Source organism: Caulobacter sp. P4_E5 (genome assembly GCF_056401555.1).
The window spans coordinates 63,860-80,417 of sequence record NZ_JBFUJD010000002.1 but is presented as its reverse complement, the minus strand read 5'-3'; the positions used below and the strand labels follow the sequence as shown (position 1 = coordinate 80,417).

Here is a 16,558-nt window from a genome sequence, read left to right as displayed (position 1 = left end):
GTGTCTCCACGTCCGGCGCAAGGGCGGCGCCACCCGGATCGGGCTAAGGCCTCTTTCCGGGCCAGATCAGGTAACCGGCTTCGTCGCGGCCCGCGGCGACGTAACCGTACGCATAGGACGACGCATAGCTGTCGACCGGGCCCCCACGACCCTGGTCATAGCCGTCGCCATATGCGCGGACTCTCTCGTGTTCGTATTCCTCGACCCGTTGTTCGTAGCGGGCGTCGTGCTGTCGCCGTTCGCCATAGCGGTCGCCGGCGTCAAAATTGTAACGGGGCGGGCCGCCGAGCAGCCCCTCGTCGCGGCGCGTCTCGACCTCGAGCCGGCCGCGGCCGTAGCCCCACTGGTCGTAATGGGCCCAGTCGCGATCGGGGTCGCATTCGACGCGGTCCCAGCGATAGGCGCCGCCCGGGCCGGTCACGCGTCGCGTGACGCAGTCGCCGGGTCCCGAATTGGCCGGCAGCAGCTCCGGATCCATCGGCAGGCCGACGCCGCCCTGGCGCGATCCGGCCGTGACGGGCGCGGCCGCCAGGCTGGCGGCGGCAAGGGCGAGGACGGTAAGCGGGCGAAGAAACGACATGGGCGGCTCCGGAGAGCGTTAACAAAACACTAACGGCGCGGAGGTGAGCATGGTTTCGCCCGTCGCGCGAGCGTCACCATGGACTTTCGCTTTCCCTCGCCGTTCCGCGCGGCTAGCGTCTAGTCAAACAACTGTTCGAGGGGGCGGCGATGGCGATCGAGGCGGTGATCTGGGACTTCGGCGGCGTGTTCACCACCTCGCCATTCGAGGCCTTCCGCCGCTACGAGATCGCGCGGGGCCTGCCCGAGAACTTCATCCGCGCGGTCAACGCCGCCGATCCGGACGCCAACGCCTGGGCCCGGTTCGAGCGGGCCGAGATCGACGCCGCCGCCTTCGATACCCTGTTCCTCGCGGAGGCCACGCGGCGGGGCCATGCCGTGCGCGGCGCCGAGGTCCTGCCGCTGCTGTACGGCGATCTGCGGCCCAGGGTCGTGGATGCGCTGAGGGCCTGCAAGGCGCGGTTCAAGGTCGGCTGCATCACCAACAACGTCCCGACCGGCCACGGGCCCGGCATGGCCCAGAACGCCGACAAGGCCCTGGCGGTCGGCGAGATCATGGCCCTGTTCGACGCGGTGATCGAAAGCTCCAAGACCGGCGTCCGCAAGCCCGACCCGCGCATCTACCAGATGATGTGCGCGCTGCTGGGCGTCGCGCCGGAAGCCTGCGTCTATCTCGACGACCTGGGGATCAACTGCAAGCCGGCGGCGGCGCTGGGCATGACCGCCATCAAGGTCTCCAGCGAAGCCCAACTGCTCGCCGACCTTGCCGAAGCGACAAGATTGGCGTTCTGAGGGAGAAACGGATTCCCTCGGAGGAAACATGTCCCGCCCCAGGATCGGCGCCGCCGCCGCGATCGCCCAGCTCTCCGGCTGGAGCGCCGCGCCGGACCACAAGGACGCCATCGCCAAGACTTATCGGTTCGCCGACTTCAACGCGGCGTTCGGCTTCATGACCCGCGTGGCCCTGATGGCCGACAAGCTCGACCACCATCCGGAGTGGTTCAACGTCTACAACCGCGTCGAGGTGCTGCTGACGACGCACGACGCGGACGGGGTGACGGACCTGGACGTGACGTTGGCGAGGTTCATGGACGGGGTGGCGGGGTAAGCGCCGGACGCCCCCTCCGTCTCGCCGCGTATTCGCGGCGATCCACCTCCCCCGTTTCACGGGTGAGGAGGGGCGGCTTCCTCCTCCCTTGCGAAGCGGGGGAGGTGGCGCGATGCGGATACGCATCGTGACGGAGGGGGCGTTCCACATAGTTCTTCCCTCCCGCCCCATCCCGGTTCAAACTACCGTTTGAAAAATAATCGGGAGGACGCCGCAAATGGCGCAGAGCACGGGCCGGGTCGCCGGCAAGAAGGCCTTCATCACTGGCGGGGCTCAAGGGCTGGGCGCGGCGGCGGGCCGGATGCTGGCCAAGGAAGGCGCCAAGGTCGCGCTGGCCGACCTGAACCTGGCCGGGGCCCAGGCCGTGGCCGACGAGATCAACGCCGCGCACGGGGCGGGCACGGCCTTCGCCTATCAGCTGGACGTCACCCAGGAAGACCAGTGGATCGAGATCCTGGAAAAGGCCTCGGAGGCCATGGGCGGCCTGTCGGTGCTGGTCAACAATGCCGGCATCGGCGGTGACGGGCCCATCGAGAGCCTGGATTTCGACCTCTGGAAGAAGGTGATGTCGGTCAATGTCGACTCGGTCTTCCTGGGCGCCAAGCACGCCCTGACCCACATGCGGGCCCACCAGCCCGGCTCGATCATCAACCTCTCCTCGATCGCCGGCTTGATCGCCAATGGCAACTCACCGGCCTACAACGCCTCCAAGGCGGCGGTCTGGCTGCTCAGCAAGAACATCGCGCTGTACTGCGCCAAGATGAAGCTCGACATCCGCTCGAACTCCATCCACCCGACCTTCATTGACACGCCGATCCTGGACGGGTTTTCGGCGCGGTTCGGCAAGGAAGAGGCCTTCGCCAAACTGGCGCGGCAGGTGCCGCTGGGCCGCATCGGCGAGCCGAACGACATCGCCAACGCGGTTCTCTACCTGGCCAGCGACGAGAGCAAGTTCATGACCGGCGCCGAGATCAAGGTCGACGGCGGCATTTCGGCGATGTGACGGTAGAGGCTGTCATCCCGGCCAAGCGCGTCAGCGCGCCGAGCCGGGACCGCGGCATGCGCCGGCGTTTCCGGCGGTCCCGGATCGGCCTTTCAGGCCGTCCGGGATGACACTGAAAAAGTCAGCGCGGCGCTCTTTTCGCCAAAATCCGCTGCAGCGTGCGCCGGTGCATGTTCAGCCGGCGCGCCGTTTCCGAGACGTTGTGGCCGCACATCTCGTAAACGCGCTGGATGTGCTCCCACCGCACGCGGTCGGCGCTCATCGGGTTTTCCGGCGGCACCGGGGCGGCGTCCTTGGCGGCCAGCAGGGCGCGGGCCACGTCGTCGGCGTCGGCGGGCTTGGACAGATAGTCGACCACCCCCGCCTTCACGGCCGCCACGGCGGTGGCGATGTTGCCATAGCCGGTCAGCATGATGACCTTGGCGTCGGGCCGGGCGTCACGCACCGCCTCGACCACCTTCAGGCCGGAACCGTCCTCCAGCCGCATGTCCAGCACGGCGTGAGCCGGTGCGGCCCCGCGCAGGATGGTCAGGGCCTCGGCGACGGAAGCGGCCAGCGTCACCTCGAACCCACGCTGCTCCAGCGCGCGTCCGAGCCGGGTCCGCAGGGGTCCGTCATCGTCCAACAGCAGCAGTGTCTTGTCCGGCAGCGCCGAAACCAGCTCGCCAATATCCGCCATGAAGTCAGCCCCTCCCCGGGCCAATACTCAGCAGGCCAATAAACAACCTATACTTTCGTGCTTGCGGACAAGACTCAAGCCCCCTCTTGCGCGCGAACAAAATCAGGCCCCCGTATAGCCGGGCGCTTCGAGCGCCGGCCGAGGCCAGCGCGCCGAAACAACCGCGCCGCCACGGCGTCCATTACGGAAATCCACGGTCGCCCCGGTTCGTTCCAGAAGAGTCTTGGCGATGAAGAAGCCAAGGCCCATGCCGATATGGCCGGTGCGGGACCCTTCCGCCCCCGGACGGGTGGTCACATAGGGTTCGCCCAGCTTGGCCAGCACCTCGGGCGAGAAGCCGGGGCCGTCGTCGCGAGCCTCGATGACGATGTAGCGGGCGTCGAAGCGGGCGATGACGATCACCTCGCCGCGGGCGAAATCGACGGCGTTCTCGACGATCGAGGTCATGGCGTGAATGATTTCTGGGCGCCGCCAGATGTCGGGGGCGGTCTCGCCGGACGGACCGTTGACCACGGCCTCGACCCGGATGCCGTGCACCATGTGCGGCTCGATCACGTCCTGGACCAGCTGGACCAGGCTCATGCGCTCGTGCACCGCGTCGGTGGCCTCGGGCATTTCGGTCAGGCGCTGCAGGATCTCGCGGCAGCGGGCGGCCTGGCCGATCAGCAGTTCGGCGTCCTCGCGGACCTCCTCGCTGGTGGCGTTGCGGGCCATCTCGCGGGAAACGACCGAGATGGTGGCCAGCGGCGTGCCCAGCTCGTGGGCGGCGGCCGCGGCCAGGGCGCCCAGGGCCGACAGCCGCTGTTCGCGGGCCAGCACGGTCTCGGTGACGTTCAGGGCCAGCTCCATCCGCGCGGACTCGCTGGCGGCCTGCCAAGCGTAGGCGGCGGTGATGACGATGCCGAAGATCCGTGCGGCGACGATGCTCCATAGCATCAGCGGGCTGGGCCCGACGGGCGGGGCGGCGCCGGCCAGGGTCGGCAGCGGCATGTGGAACAGGGCCAGCATCACCGACGACAGGATGGCCAGCAGCCCCAGGCCCATCGCATAGCGCGCCGGCAGGGTGGCCGCCGCCAGAGTCACCGGGGCGATCAACAGCAGCGAGAACGGGTTCAGCGCTCCGCCGGTCAGGTACAGCAGGCCCGACAGCTGTAGGATGTCGAAGGCGATCTGGGCGGTGGCCTCGCCGTCACGGGCCAGGCGCTGGCCGCTGGAGGCCAGGCCCAGCAGCACGTTCAGCCAGGCCGCCAAGGCGATCAGGGTGAAGCACAGCGCCCACGGGACTTGCAGTTTCAGCGCTAGGCCGGCGACCAGTAGGACGGCGGTCTGGCCCACCACCGACAGCCACCGTTGGGCCAGCAGGGTGCGAACCCTTAAGCGTCCACGGCGAAGCCCAGGCGCGGTCCAGGACCAGGCGTCGTCTTGCGCCGGTTCTTCGCCCGGCTTATCGAGCCCCTTGTGACGTTGATCATCGGGCGCTCTAGCGAACGAAACGTCAGCCATATCCGCAAGATTGTCCATATTCTCGCGCGTGGCGAGAGTAAAAGATCGGGCAAGAGTAAAAGGATGAAATGCACATGCCGCGTCACCGCCTTGTCCTGATCCTGGCCTGCCTGGTCGGCCTCGCGGTTACGGCGGGGCTGGCCTGGAACGCGGGCGTCTTCAAGTCGCAACCGACCGCCGCCGTCGGCGGGCCGTTCCAGCTGGTCGACCAGAACGGGGCCCCGGCCACGGAGAAGGGGCTGAAGGGGAAATGGAGCGCGGTGTTCTTTGGTTTCACCTACTGCCCCGACGTCTGCCCCGGCACGCTGCAGGGCCTGGCGGCGGCCACCGACCAATTGGGCCCCAAGGCCAAGGACTTCCAGATCGTCTTCATCTCGATAGATCCGGGCCGCGACACCGCCGCCCAGATGAAGACCTATCTGTCGGCCGACTATGTCCCGAAATCGACGATCGGCCTGACCGGCTCGCAGGAGCAGGTCGCGGCGGCGGCCAAGGCCTACAAGGTCTATTACGCCAAGGTCGGCGACGGTCCGGGCTACACCATGGACCACTCGACCGCGATCTACCTGATGGACCCCAAGGGCCGCTTCAAGACGGTGATCCCCTACAACCTGCCGCCCGACGAGATCGCCCGCCGCGTCAAGGACGCGATGCGCGAGGGGTGAGAGCCGGTCGCGGCTGACTTGGAAGTGGTCATGAAAAGGCCTCGACCTCACACCGCCTTCCTGGGCCCTGTGCCCAGGACCCAGGGTTCAGATTCAACGGAATTGAGGCTGAGTTCACGGTCTTTCGGCCGCACAGATCCAAAGAGGCCGCACCTGCCTCGAACATGGATCCTGGGCACAAGGCCCAGGAAGGCAGCGGGATCTGTATCTGCCCAGATGAATTCCGACAGGCCCGATCGCTCACCCCCGCAGGATCTTCGCCATCGCCTTGCCCTTGGCCAGCTCGTCGATGAGCTTGTCGAGATAGCGGATCTCGCGCATCAGCGGATCGGCGATGTCTTCGACGCGGACGCCGCAGACCACGCCCTTGATCTCGGCGCGCGCGGGGTTCAGGGCGGGGGCCTGGGCGAAGAAGGTCTCGAAGTCGGTCTTGTCGGCGAGGTGCGCCTGGAAGGCTTCCGAGGTGAAGCCGGTCAGCCAGAGGATGATCTCGTCGACCTCGGCCCGGGTGCGGCCCTTCCGCTCCGCCTTGGCGACGTAAAGCGGATAAACGCTGGCGAAGCTGGTGGTGTAGATCCGGTGGGTCATCGCGATCGATCCGCTGGGGCCTGCGTTCACCGTTAGCACCGCCCACCCAAGCCGCGAAGGACGGGAGCGCTACCACCCCCACGTGAAGCGACGCTGTGCCGCGCCGCAAAAAGTCGTGAAAGAGTGGACTTCCTTAGGCTTCGACGTGCTATGTTGCGATGCAACATCGCGAGTGCGCCATGCTCTACGCCCTACATGAGGCGGCCTATTACGCCTCGACTCCCATGCGCCTGGCGGCGCTGGCGGCCCGGAACTTCTGGGGATCGCCGCTGAATCCGGCCGGGGACTCGGCCCTCGGGCGGCGGATGCACGCCGGCGCGGATCTGTTCGCCAACATCACCCGCCGCTACGGCAAGCCGCGCTGGAACATCGACTCGATCAAGGTCGGCCAGGTCGACGTCCGGGTGCGTCCGACCGTGGTCTGGGAAAGCCCCTGGGCGCGGGTCATCCAGTTCGACCGCGACATGGCCGACATGCGCCGGGCCGGCAAGTTCTCGCTGGATCCGGCCGTGCTGATCGTCGCCCCACTGTCGGGCCACTACGCCACCCTGTTGCGCGGCACGGTCGAGGCGTTCCTGCCCGACCACGCCGTCTTCATCGTCGACTGGGTCAACGCCCGTGACGTCTCGGTGCTGGAAGGCCGCTTCGACTTCCACGACTATATCGACCACATCATCCAGATGCTGTCGGTGCTGGGGCCGCGCCCGAACGTGGTGGCCGTCTGCCAGCCTGGGCCGCCGGTCCTGGCCGCCGCCGCCCTGATGGCCGAGCAGAACCACCCTTCGCGTCCGGCCAGCATGACCTTCATGGGCTCGCCGATCGACGCGCGCCTGTCGCCGACCGTCACCAACCAGCTGGCCGAGGAAAAGCCGTTCACCTGGTTCCAGTCGAACATGATCTACACCGTGCCGCCGCCCTATCCGGGCGCGGGCCGGCGCGTCTATCCGGGCTTCGTCCAGCTGGCCAGCTTCATGAGCATGAACGCCGAGCGCCACCAGGAAGCCCACCGCCGCTACTTCAACGACCTGGTGAAGGGCGACGGCGACAGCGCCGACAAGCACCTGGAGTTCTACGACGAGTATCTGTCGGTCCTGGACCTGACGGAAGAGTTCTACCTCCAGACCATCGACATCGTCTTCCAGCAGTACCTGCTGCCCAAGGGCGAGCTGATGCATCGCGGCGAGCGGGTGAAACCCGAGGCGATCACCGACATCGGCCTGATGACGGTCGAGGGCGAGAACGACGACATCTCCGGCATCGGCCAGACCCAGGCCGCCCACGGCCTGTGCGCGAACATCCCCGAGGATCTGAAGCTGGACTATGTGCAGCCCGACGTCGGCCACTACGGCGTGTTCAACGGCCGCCGGTTCCGCGAGGAGATCTATCCGCGCGTGCGGGCCTTCATCCGCAAATGCGATCCGAACTTCGCCGAAGAGGCTTGAGGCCAGGCGTCACAGACGCTTGCAGCCAGCCCCGGCYGTTGGCCGGGGCCCTTCAAGTAAGAATAGGCCGCTTGCGGCCAGGCTCGGCGCACACGATCTTAGGGCCCGATGTTCGCGCTCAAGGCCCAACGCTTTTCCGACGGTGATCGACTGGAGATCGGCGGCTGGCCGGTTCGCCTGCGGGTGGACGGCCGGGCGCGGCGGATCTCGCTGCGCGTCGACCGGGCCAAGTCCGAGATCGTCGCCCTGGCCCCCACGCCCCGCCGCCTGAACGAGGCCGTGGCCTTCGCTCAGGAAAAATCCGGCTGGATCGCCAAGCAGCTGGCCGCTCTGCCCGAGCGGATGAGCGTCGCGCCCGGTGGGATCCTGCGCCTCTACGGCCAGCCCTATCGGCTGGAGGTCGGTTCCGGCCGGGCCCGTATCGACGGCGACCGCATCATCGCGCCCGACGACGCCAACTGGGGTCTGAAAGTGGTCCGCCTGGCCAAGCGCCAGGCTCTGACGGTACTGACCGAGCGCACCGCCGTCCACGCGGCCGCCCTGAACCGGCCGATGCCCTCGGTGGCGATCGCCGATCCGAAGGCGCGCTGGGGCTCGTGCCGGCCGGCCACGCCGCGCGCGCCGGCGGCGATCCGCTACAGCTGGCGGCTGATCCTGGCCCCGGCGGCGGTGGCCGACTATGTCGTCGCCCACGAATGCGCCCACCTGATCGAGGCCAATCACGGGCCGCACTTCTGGGCGCTGTGCCACCAGCTGGTCGGCGACCCCGCGCCGCATCGCGCGTGGCTGAGAGCGCACGCGGCGGAGCTGCACGCGATCGGGGCTTAGGGTCCAAAAATCCTCCCCCCAGCGGGGGAGGCGGCCGAAGGCCGGAGGGGGAAGTTCGGGCTATCCGGGTTCTTCCCCCTCCGTCGGCTTCGCCGACACCTCCCCCGCGAGGGGGAGGATTGAGTTCTCAGATCTTAATAAGGCAGCTGGTCGGCCGGCGGCGGCGCGCCCTGCGGGGTTTCGGCGGCCGGGCCTTCGGGCGTCGGGGCCGGATCGATCAGGTCGCCGATCGGGTCGGTCGGCGCGATCGGCGGAGGCTCGACCACGCCGCCGGGGATCGGGGTGGCCTTCAGGCGCGGCAGGGCGGCGGCCATGAAGGTGCGCCAGACCTCGGCGGGGGCGCCGCCGCCGGTGACCCGCTTCATCGGGGTGTTGTCGTCCTTGCCGGTCCAGACGGCGGTGACAAARCCGCCGGTGTAGCCGACGAACCAGGCGTCCTTGTAGTCGCTGGTCGTGCCGGTCTTGCCGGCGATGTCGTAGCCGGCGACCTTGGCGCGCGTGCCGGTGCCCGCGGCCACGACCTGGCGCATCATCTGGTTCATGTATTGCAGGGCCGGCGAGCCGATCACCGCCGAGCGGGCCTGCTTCTCGACGCTGTGGTCGTACAGCACCTTGCCGCTGGCGGTGCGGATGCGCTCGATGCCGTAGCCCTTGGCCAGGAAGCCGCCGTTCGAGAACGGGGCGTAGGCCTGGGCCATCTCCATCGGCGAGACCTCGACCGCGCCCAGGGCCATCGACGGGTCCAGCTGGATCTTGCTGGTGATGCCCAGGCGCCGGGCGGTGGCGGCGACGTTGCTGGTGCCGACCTCGTTGGCCAGGCGCGCGGCGACTGTGTTGATCGACTGGGACAGGGCCGTCTGCAGGGTCATCGGACCCAGGTACTTGTTGGTGTAGTTCTTCGGCTCCCAATTGCCGATCTTGACCGGCTCGTCGACGACCATCACCGACGGGTTGCGGCCCTGTTCCATGGCGGTCAGGTAGACGAACGGCTTGAAGGCCGAGCCGGCCTGGCGGCGGGCGGTGGTGGCGCGGTCGAACTGGCTGTCGGCGTAGTCGGCCCCGCCGACATAGGCGCGGATGCGGCCTTCGCCGTCGATGGCCACCAGGGCCGCCTGCTGCACGCCTTGAGCTCCGTGGCCCTCGACGCCCAGCTTCACGGCGCGTTCGGCCGAGACCTGGATCGGCAGGTCCAGCGTGGTCTCGACCACCAGGTCCTCGGTCGGTTCGCCGACCAGCGAGCGGACCTGGGCGTCGATGAAGTCGGTGAAATACTGGGCGCGCTGGTTGGCCAGGGTGGCCGAGACCTGCACGGGGGTGCGGAAGGCTTCGTCGCGCTCGTCGGCGGTGATGGCCTTGATGCGCACCATCTCGTCCAGGACGATCGTGGCGCGGCGGGCGGCGCGGTCCTTGGCAGAGACCGGCGAATAGCGGGCCGGGCCCTTCATCATGCCGGCCAGCAGAGCGGCCTCGCCGATGGTCAGCTGGTCGGCGGGCTTGTTGAAATAGCGCTGCGAGGCGGCCTCGATGCCGTAGGCGCCAGCCCCGAAATAGACCCGGTTCATGTACAGGGCCAGGATCTGCTTCTTGGAGAACTTCATCTCCAGCCAGACGGCCAGGATCAGCTCCTGGGCCTTGCGCCGGTAGTTCTGAGCCGGGCTCAGGAACAGGTTGCGGGCCAGCTGCTGGGTGATGGTCGAGCCGCCGCGCTGGGGGCCGTCATGGGTGGCGTTCCACGCCAGCGACCGCATGATGCCCCAGGGGTTGAAGCCGAAGTGGTGATAGAACTGGCGGTCCTCGATCGCCACGAAGGCGGCCGGCACGTATTTCGGCAGGGCGTCGATATCGACCGGCGGCGCGTACTGGCTGCCGCGCACGGCCAGCAGGGCGCCCGAGCGATCCAGATAGTTGATCGAGGGCTGACGCTTGACGTCGTAGAGCTTGGACGTGTCCGGCAAGTCGCTGGCGAACACCGCGAAGAAGGCGACCACGAAGATCAGACCCCAGACGCCCAGCACCGTGCCCCAATAGACCAGGGCCTGGAGCGGGGTGCGCTGCGGCTTGGCCGCCTTGTTCCCGCCGAAAGGTCCGTTCGCCATGGTCGTCCTGTATCCTGCGCGCCTTGTGAAGCGCGTTCGGTTTAGCCCAAGCCCACACAACGCGCGACAAGATTGACGAGAAGTGAACGAAGCTTAAGGCGCGCTTGTGGCGGCGGTCTCTTGGCGCCATGTTGCCACCTATAATTGAGGAAACAAACAGCGAACGATCATGACGTCCTTGGCCTCGTCACAAGCGGTCCCCGAAGTCGTCCCGTCCGGCTTGGCCTGGCCGTCCGAGGCTGCCAAAAGAACCCCCGTGTACGTTCCTCCCGATTCTCCCCAGCTCGACCATGCCCGCGACGTTCTGCGGCGCACGTTCGGCCACGCCGACTTCCGAGGCATGCAGGCCGGGGTGATCAACGAGCTGCTGGACGGTCGCAGCGCCATGGCCGTGCTGCCGACCGGCGGCGGCAAGAGCCTGTGCTACCAGATCCCGTCCCTGATCCGGCCCGGCCTGGGCCTGGTGATCTCGCCGCTGATCGCCCTGATGGCCGACCAGGTCCAGGGCCTGCGCCAGGCGGGTGTGGCCGCCGAGCGGCTGGACAGCAACGTCTCGATGGACGAGCGCGCCGACATCTGGCGGCGCATCGACGCCGGCGAAGTGGACATGCTCTATCTGTCGCCGGAAGGCCTGATGCAGCCGTGGATGCTGGACCGCCTGTCCCGCACGCCGCTGGCCCTGGTCGCGGTCGACGAGGCCCACTGCGTCAGCCAGTGGGGCCACGACTTCCGGCCCGAATACCGGATGATGGGGCGGCTGGCCGAGCTGTTCCCGAACGTCCCGCGCCTGGCGGTCACCGCCACGGCCGACGCCCGCACCCGCGACGACATCCGCGCCGAACTGCGCCTGCAGGGCGCGGCCGAGTTCGTCGACAGCTTCGCCCGCCCCGAGCTGGCGCTGTTCGCCGAGCGCAAGCGCGGCAAGGGCCATGACCGGGTGGTCGAACTGGTTCTGGAACGTCCCGGCCGGGCGGGCGTAATCTATGCCGGCAGCCGCGACTCCACCGAGAAACTGGCCGAGAAGCTGAACGCCGAGGGCGTGCCGGCCGTGGCCTACCATGCCGGCCTGGACAAGGCCGTCCGCRCCCGCCGGCTGGAGGACTTCCTGGAGGCCGACGCGGCGGTGATGGTGGCGACCATCGCGTTCGGCATGGGCGTCGACAAGCCCGACGTCCGCTTCGTGATCCACGCCGACCCGCCGGCCGCCATCGAGGCCTATTGGCAGGAGGTCGGCCGCGCCGGCCGCGACGGCCAGCCGGCCGAGGGCATCACTCTGTACGGCTCGGCCGACATGGCCTGGGCCGGCCGCCGGATCGAGACCAAGGACGCGCCCGACGAGGTCAAGCAGGCCCAGTCACGTAAGCTGCGCCAGTTCTACGCCATGCTGGAGGGCGTCACCTGCCGCGCCGCCGCCGTCCGCCGCTATTTTGGCGAGGAGGGCGTGGACCGCTGCGGCGTCTGCGACATCTGCGTCGCGCCGCCGACCGGGATCGACGCCACCCAGGCGGCGCAAAAGGCCCTGTCGGCCGTCCACCGCATGGGTGGCCGGTTCGGGCGCGGGCGGCTGATCGAGCACCTGCTGGGCAAGACCAAGGACGTCACGCCGCAGGAGGCCCAGCTGCCGACCTTCGGCATCGGCCGCGAGCTCAGCCAGCCGGTCTGGCGCGACCTGTTCGACACCTTGATCTTCGAGGGCCTGCTGCGCGAGGACCCCAACGACGGCCGGCCGCTGATCGGGCTGGGCGACGTCGAGGGCGTGCGCCAGGTCTATCGCAGCGAGCGGCGGGTGGCCCTGCGGCAGATGGTCGAGGCCCCCGAGAGCGGCGGCCGGGCCGGCGGGGCCCAGCGCAAGCGCCGCGAGGGCAAGGCCCTGACCATTCCGGCCGAGAACCAGGTGCTGTTCGAGGCGCTGCGGTCGTGGCGCAAGGAGCAGGCCCAGGCCCAGCACGTGCCGCCCTATGTCATCTTCCACGACGCCACCCTGGCCGAGATCGCCGCCGCGCGTCCGGTCACCCTGGCGGCCCTGGGCAAGGCCGGCGGCGTGGGCCAAGGCAAGCTGGATCGCTACGGCGAAGCGGTTTTGAAGGTCGTGCGGGAGAACTAAACCGGCCGCCGGGTGTTGGTAGCGGGTCAAGCCGAGGAGCTTCCCCATGACTGACCTGACCAGCCCCTACCCGACGGACACCTCGTCGGTCGCCGCCGCCGCCGATGGCGTCAAGACCGCGGCCGCCGAAAAGACCAAGCGCGCCAAGGAAGCGGTCAGCAAGGCCGTGAAGTCCGCGCGCGAGACCGCCACCGAAGTGGCCCAGCAAACCCGCACCTTCGCGGCCGAGAAGGCCAAGGTCGGCGCGGCCTGGACCAGCGAGAAGGCCAAGGTGGCCCACACCGCCGCCGAGGAGCACCCGATCGGCGTGGCCGTCGGCGCCTTCGCGATCGGGCTGGGCATCGGTTTCCTGATCGCCCGCAATCTCGACTAATTGACCTACAAGCTTAGACGCTCGGCCTGCACGCCCGCCGCCCGCAAGGCGGCGAGGCGCGCGAACGCCAGCGTCAGGGCCTTACGGCGCGCCGGCGCCAGGGGCGTGAGCGGCGCCTCGCGCAGGACCGCGCCGCCGAAACCGTCGGCGACCACCAGGCCGGGCTCTTCGGGCAGGACGCCGTCGGGAAAGTGCGGCGCGACGGCGAAATAGAAGGCGTCGCAATAGGGCGCGTACTCGCCCCACTTCCGGTCGACCCGGAAGTCCTCCAGTCCCGACTTCACCTCGACGATCAGCACGTCCCCTTTGGGGCCTAGCGCCATCAGATCGGCGCGGCGTCCGTTCGGCAAGGTCACCTCGGCCAGCGGCGCATAGCCAAGGTCGACAAGCAGCCGCGCGGCCCCCCGCGTTACAGTCAGGGTGGTCTCGGGGCGGCTCTGGAGTTCGATGATCACGTCCATCGCCCCAATATTGTTCCAGCTTTGTTCGCGGATCAAGATGGCCGATCTTGACCATTATCTTTCGACGCCTAGGGTCGCCCGCATGATCCGCTCGACCCTCGCGCTGCTCGCGCTCGCCCTCACCCTTCCCCTGACGGCGTTTGAGGCCCAGGCCGCCGACTGGCCGACGAAGGAGGGCGACTTCATCGTCCGCGACGCCGCCTTCAAGTCCGGTGAAAAGCTGGCCGAGGCCAGGCTGCACTACACGACGCTGGGAACGCCGCATCGCAACGCCAAGGGCGAGATCGACAATGCGGTGATGGTGCTGCACGGCACCGGTGGGTCGGGCAAGAACTTCCTGGTCCCGGTGTTCGCCGACGAGCTGTACGGCCCCGGCCAGCCGCTCGACATCACCAAGACCTATGTGATCCTGCCCGACAACATCGGCCATGGCGCCTCGTCCAAGCCGAGCGACGGGCTGCGCATGGCCTTCCCGCACTACGACTACGACGACATGGTCGCTCTGCAGCACAAGCTGCTGGTCGATGGCCTGGGTGTGACGCGGCTCAGGCTGATCCTCGGCACGTCGATGGGCTGCATGCACGCCTTCGTCTGGGGCGAGACCTATCCGGGCTTCGCCGAGCGCCTGGCGCCGTTCGCCTGCAACACCGTGGCCCTGGCCGGCCGCAACTGGATGTGGCGCAAGATGGCGATGGACGCGATCAAGGCCGACCCGGCCTGGATGGGCGGCGACTACGCGACCCAGCCGATGGCCGGCATCCGCACGGCGGCGGATCTGCAGATCATCGCCGGCGCCAATCCGATGGCGCTGCAGGCGCAGCACCCCACCCGCGAGGCGACCGAGAAGGCGCTGGACCAGTCCTTCGCGCGCATGACCGGCGGCTACGAGGCCAACAACGCGCTCTACTACATCGACGCCTCACGTGACTATGATCCCTCGCCGGGGCTGGAGAAGATCACCGTGCCGGTGCTGTGGGTGAATTCGGCGGACGACTTCATCAATCCACCCGAGCTCGGCCTCGCCGAACAGATGGTCAAGCGCATGCCCAGGGCGCGCTTCGTGCTGATCCCCGCCTCGACCGAGACGCGCGGTCACGGGACCCATACGTCGGCCAAGTTCTGGAAGACGGATTTGGCGAAGCTGCTGGCGCGTTAGGGCGCGAACTTCAAAGTCCGCAGGCCCATCCCCGCCCTTCGACAAGCTCAGGGTGAGGACTACTTTCGAGGCGGTTCAATAGAGAGGCTCAGCGCGCCGAGCGCGGCGATGACGGCTTCATACGGGCGGGTGCTCCGGATATTCCAGCTTGGCGTAGCCGAGTTCCTTCACCCGCTCGATCGCCACGGCCTTGGTGGCGGCGGGCATGTCGGGCTTGCGGGAGATCAGCCAGACATAGTTGCCGCCCGGCGTGGCCATGATCGCCCAGCTGTGGTCGTTGGCGCAGTCGAGGACCCAGTATTCCTGTTTCCTCAAGCCGCCCAGGAAGCTCATCGTGAAGCGGGTGTTCTGGCTGCCGTCGATGATCCGGCCGGTGGTGGTGAAGACCTTCTCCGCGCCATGGGGGCCGCCGCGACGGCAGATCTGGCGAACCTTGAAGTCGGCTCCTTCCGCCGTGAAGTCGGTGGTCGGGGCCTCGCAGTCGCGCTGGCCGAAATTGGGCGTGCGGGCGATCTCGTACCAGCGTCCGGAATAGAAGTCGGCGGTGACCGGCTTGGCGGGCGGCGGGGCGCCGGCCAGCGCCGCGCTCGCGGCGAGGGCCAGGGCCATGACGGCGAGGACGGTGGTCTTGATCCGGCGCATGAGCCCACCTTGCTACAGGTTGGCCCAAACGCGAACCGCCCCGCAGACGTTCCCGGCGGGGCGGTCGATAATGCGAGCGGCAAGGCCTATTCGGCCGCGATGCTGACCCCGCCGAACCTTCTCTCTTACTCGGCCGCGATCTCGATCGCGGCCGCGGGGCGGTTCTTGAAGTTGATGGCCTGCAGGTGGCGGATGCCTTCCTCGGCGATGTCGTCGCCGACCATCCGGTCGCCCTCGGCCTTCAGCTCGTCGATGTCGACATACATGGCGTAGAAGGCGCGGGTGCGGTCGGTGATGATGCCGGCGTTGAGCAGGGTCTTGACCAGCACCCGGAAGATGTTGGTCTGTTCCTTCATGTTCTCCCGACGCAGGTCGTCGGTCATGATCTTCCCATACTCCTCGACTACCTTGTCGGGGTCCAGGCCGAACTCGGCGTAGAGGTCCAGCTGCTGGTGCGGCGAGACCAGGTTGAACAGCAGGGTCTGGAAGCAGTGGGCCGCCCAGTCCTCGATGATGGCGTGCTCTTCAGGCGTCAGCTTGGGCACCGTGCGGTCGGCCCAGATCTTCCCGAACTTGTGGTGGAAGGCCTCGTCGGTCATCACCAGTTGCAGCAAGCGTTTACCGACCGGATCGTGGATCTGGTTGTAGAAGGTGGCGAAGGCGCCCATGGCCAGGCCCTCGACCAGCATCTGCATGCCGATGATCTTCTTGTAGACCTCGGGCGCGCCGATGATCTCGACCAGCAGGGTCTGCAAGGCCGGGCCGCACGCGACCGGCTTGCCCCAGCGGGCCTTGATGTACTTGGCGAAGGCCGTGACGTGGCGGGCTTCCTCGCGCGTCTGGTTGGCGGCGTATTCCTGCGCGCCCTGGTCCTTCAGCACGTGGCACAGGCTGGCCGACAGGTTCAGCGCGCCCTGCTCGCCGTGTAGGATCGACGAGAAGCTGCGCAGCACCGACTGGTTGATGAAGCGGATGCGCTGCTTGGGGTCGGACAGGTGGTCGGAAACGTAGTCGGTCGACAGGGCGATCACGAGATCCTCGGGCACCAGGGCCTGGTTCTCCATGTCGAACGGCTCGTCGAAGTCGATATAGGCCTTGTCCAGCGGATCCCAGAAGTGGTCGTGGGTCGCGGCGATGATCTTGTCGAAGGCGCTGGAGCGATTGCCGTAGCGGTCGAGTTCGAGCATCGCCTCGAAGTCGTCCGGCGCCACCGCGTCGTACATGGCGTCCTTGGTGATGTTCCGGTCTTGGGTATTTTGGTCGGTCATTGCGGCGCTCCCTATCGGCCGGGTCGACGTCCATTGGTCGGGTCCGTCTTGCGCGGATCCTCG

At 68.0% G+C, this 16,558-nt stretch carries 17 protein-coding genes and 1 pseudogene; 10 read left to right on the top strand and 8 right to left on the bottom strand.

All coding sequences use genetic code 11. From position 1 onward, the window contains the following. Positions 1-43: 43 nt before the first annotated feature. Positions 44-580, bottom strand: coding sequence for a hypothetical protein (locus AC1DSO_RS00940; protein WP_477067044.1), 537 nt, complete (start codon positions 578-580; stop codon positions 44-46). 149 nt (positions 581-729) lie between these two features. On the opposite strand from AC1DSO_RS00940, the gene AC1DSO_RS00935 reads away from it, so the two are divergent. The 3 genes from AC1DSO_RS00935 to AC1DSO_RS00925 all read left to right on the top strand — a co-directional run bounded on the left by AC1DSO_RS00935 (position 730) and on the right by AC1DSO_RS00925 (position 2,690). Continuing rightward, positions 730-1,371: an HAD-IA family hydrolase gene (locus AC1DSO_RS00935; protein ID WP_477067043.1), complete on the top strand. Its 642-nt coding sequence runs from the start codon at positions 730-732 to the stop codon at positions 1,369-1,371. A gap of 28 nt (positions 1,372-1,399) precedes the next feature. Further along, positions 1,400-1,687, top strand: coding sequence for a 4a-hydroxytetrahydrobiopterin dehydratase (locus tag AC1DSO_RS00930; protein WP_477067042.1), 288 nt, complete (start codon positions 1,400-1,402; stop codon positions 1,685-1,687). A gap of 217 nt (positions 1,688-1,904) precedes the next feature. Then, entirely contained in the window at positions 1,905-2,690 is a 786-nt protein-coding gene (locus AC1DSO_RS00925) for an SDR family oxidoreductase (protein WP_477067041.1), read from the top strand. Between the two features lie 121 nt (positions 2,691-2,811). Here AC1DSO_RS00925 and spdR read toward each other — a convergent pair whose 3' ends face one another. Together spdR and AC1DSO_RS00915 are read right to left on the bottom strand one after the other, a co-directional pair. Then, positions 2,812-3,369 (bottom strand): stationary phase response regulator transcription factor SpdR, encoded by a 558-nt coding sequence (gene spdR / locus AC1DSO_RS00920; RefSeq protein WP_047412123.1) that lies wholly within the window; start codon positions 3,367-3,369, stop codon positions 2,812-2,814. A gap of 102 nt (positions 3,370-3,471) precedes the next feature. Then, the gene (locus tag AC1DSO_RS00915) at positions 3,472-4,872 is read right to left on the bottom strand and encodes an ActS/PrrB/RegB family redox-sensitive histidine kinase (RefSeq protein WP_477067040.1); all 1,401 of its coding nucleotides are present in this window, start codon (positions 4,870-4,872) and stop codon (positions 3,472-3,474) included. A 74-nt stretch (positions 4,873-4,946) separates the two neighbouring features. On the opposite strand from AC1DSO_RS00915, the gene AC1DSO_RS00910 reads away from it, so the two are divergent. Continuing rightward, complete coding sequence (locus AC1DSO_RS00910) at positions 4,947-5,537, top strand: SCO family protein (protein ID WP_477067090.1); 591 nt, start codon at positions 4,947-4,949, stop codon at positions 5,535-5,537. Between the two features lie 240 nt (positions 5,538-5,777). Here AC1DSO_RS00910 and AC1DSO_RS00905 read toward each other — a convergent pair whose 3' ends face one another. Next, on the bottom strand, positions 5,778-6,125 hold the full coding sequence (locus tag AC1DSO_RS00905) for a DUF2200 domain-containing protein (RefSeq protein WP_477067039.1): 348 nt from the start codon (positions 6,123-6,125) through the stop codon (positions 5,778-5,780). Between the two features lie 179 nt (positions 6,126-6,304). On the opposite strand from AC1DSO_RS00905, the gene AC1DSO_RS00900 reads away from it, so the two are divergent. From AC1DSO_RS00900 to AC1DSO_RS00890, 3 genes and pseudogenes are all read left to right on the top strand, one after another. Further along, positions 6,305-7,567, top strand: coding sequence for a polyhydroxyalkanoate depolymerase (locus tag AC1DSO_RS00900; RefSeq protein ID WP_477067038.1), 1,263 nt, complete (start codon positions 6,305-6,307; stop codon positions 7,565-7,567). Positions 7,568-7,675: 108 nt separating this feature from the next. Next, positions 7,676-8,395, top strand: coding sequence for a M48 family metallopeptidase (locus AC1DSO_RS00895; RefSeq protein ID WP_477067037.1), 720 nt, complete (start codon positions 7,676-7,678; stop codon positions 8,393-8,395). Between the two features lie 13 nt (positions 8,396-8,408). Next, a pseudogene (locus AC1DSO_RS00890) lies at positions 8,409-8,516 on the top strand (hypothetical protein); the annotation flags it as partial. 13 nt (positions 8,517-8,529) lie between these two features. On the opposite strand, the gene AC1DSO_RS00885 reads toward AC1DSO_RS00890, so the two are convergent. Then, entirely contained in the window at positions 8,530-10,491 is a 1,962-nt protein-coding gene (locus tag AC1DSO_RS00885; protein ID WP_477067036.1) for a transglycosylase domain-containing protein, read from the bottom strand. A 256-nt stretch (positions 10,492-10,747) separates the two neighbouring features. Here AC1DSO_RS00885 and recQ point away from each other — a divergent pair, with 256 nt between their 5' ends. Continuing rightward, on the top strand, positions 10,748-12,595 hold the full coding sequence (recQ, locus tag AC1DSO_RS00880; RefSeq protein WP_477067035.1) for a DNA helicase RecQ: 1,848 nt from the start codon (positions 10,748-10,750) through the stop codon (positions 12,593-12,595). A 46-nt stretch (positions 12,596-12,641) separates the two neighbouring features. After that, positions 12,642-12,968 (top strand): hypothetical protein, encoded by a 327-nt coding sequence (locus tag AC1DSO_RS00875; RefSeq protein WP_477067034.1) that lies wholly within the window; start codon positions 12,642-12,644, stop codon positions 12,966-12,968. A gap of 5 nt (positions 12,969-12,973) precedes the next feature. Here the strand turns inward: AC1DSO_RS00875 and mmcB are convergent, their stop codons facing one another. Further along, positions 12,974-13,429, bottom strand: a complete 456-nt coding sequence (mmcB, locus tag AC1DSO_RS00870; RefSeq protein ID WP_477067089.1) for a DNA repair putative endonuclease MmcB — start codon at positions 13,427-13,429, stop codon at positions 12,974-12,976. A gap of 82 nt (positions 13,430-13,511) precedes the next feature. Between mmcB and AC1DSO_RS00865 the strand changes: the two genes are divergently transcribed. Then, positions 13,512-14,585 (top strand): alpha/beta fold hydrolase, encoded by a 1,074-nt coding sequence (locus tag AC1DSO_RS00865; protein WP_477067033.1) that lies wholly within the window; start codon positions 13,512-13,514, stop codon positions 14,583-14,585. Positions 14,586-14,702: 117 nt separating this feature from the next. On the opposite strand, the gene AC1DSO_RS00860 is transcribed toward AC1DSO_RS00865, so the two are convergent. Together AC1DSO_RS00860 and AC1DSO_RS00855 are read right to left on the bottom strand one after the other, a co-directional pair. After that, positions 14,703-15,227, bottom strand: a complete 525-nt coding sequence (locus AC1DSO_RS00860) for a lipocalin family protein (protein ID WP_477067032.1) — start codon at positions 15,225-15,227, stop codon at positions 14,703-14,705. Positions 15,228-15,352: 125 nt separating this feature from the next. Then, positions 15,353-16,495: a ferritin-like domain-containing protein gene (locus AC1DSO_RS00855; protein WP_477067031.1), complete on the bottom strand. Its 1,143-nt coding sequence runs from the start codon at positions 16,493-16,495 to the stop codon at positions 15,353-15,355. Positions 16,496-16,558 lie beyond the last annotated feature (63 nt).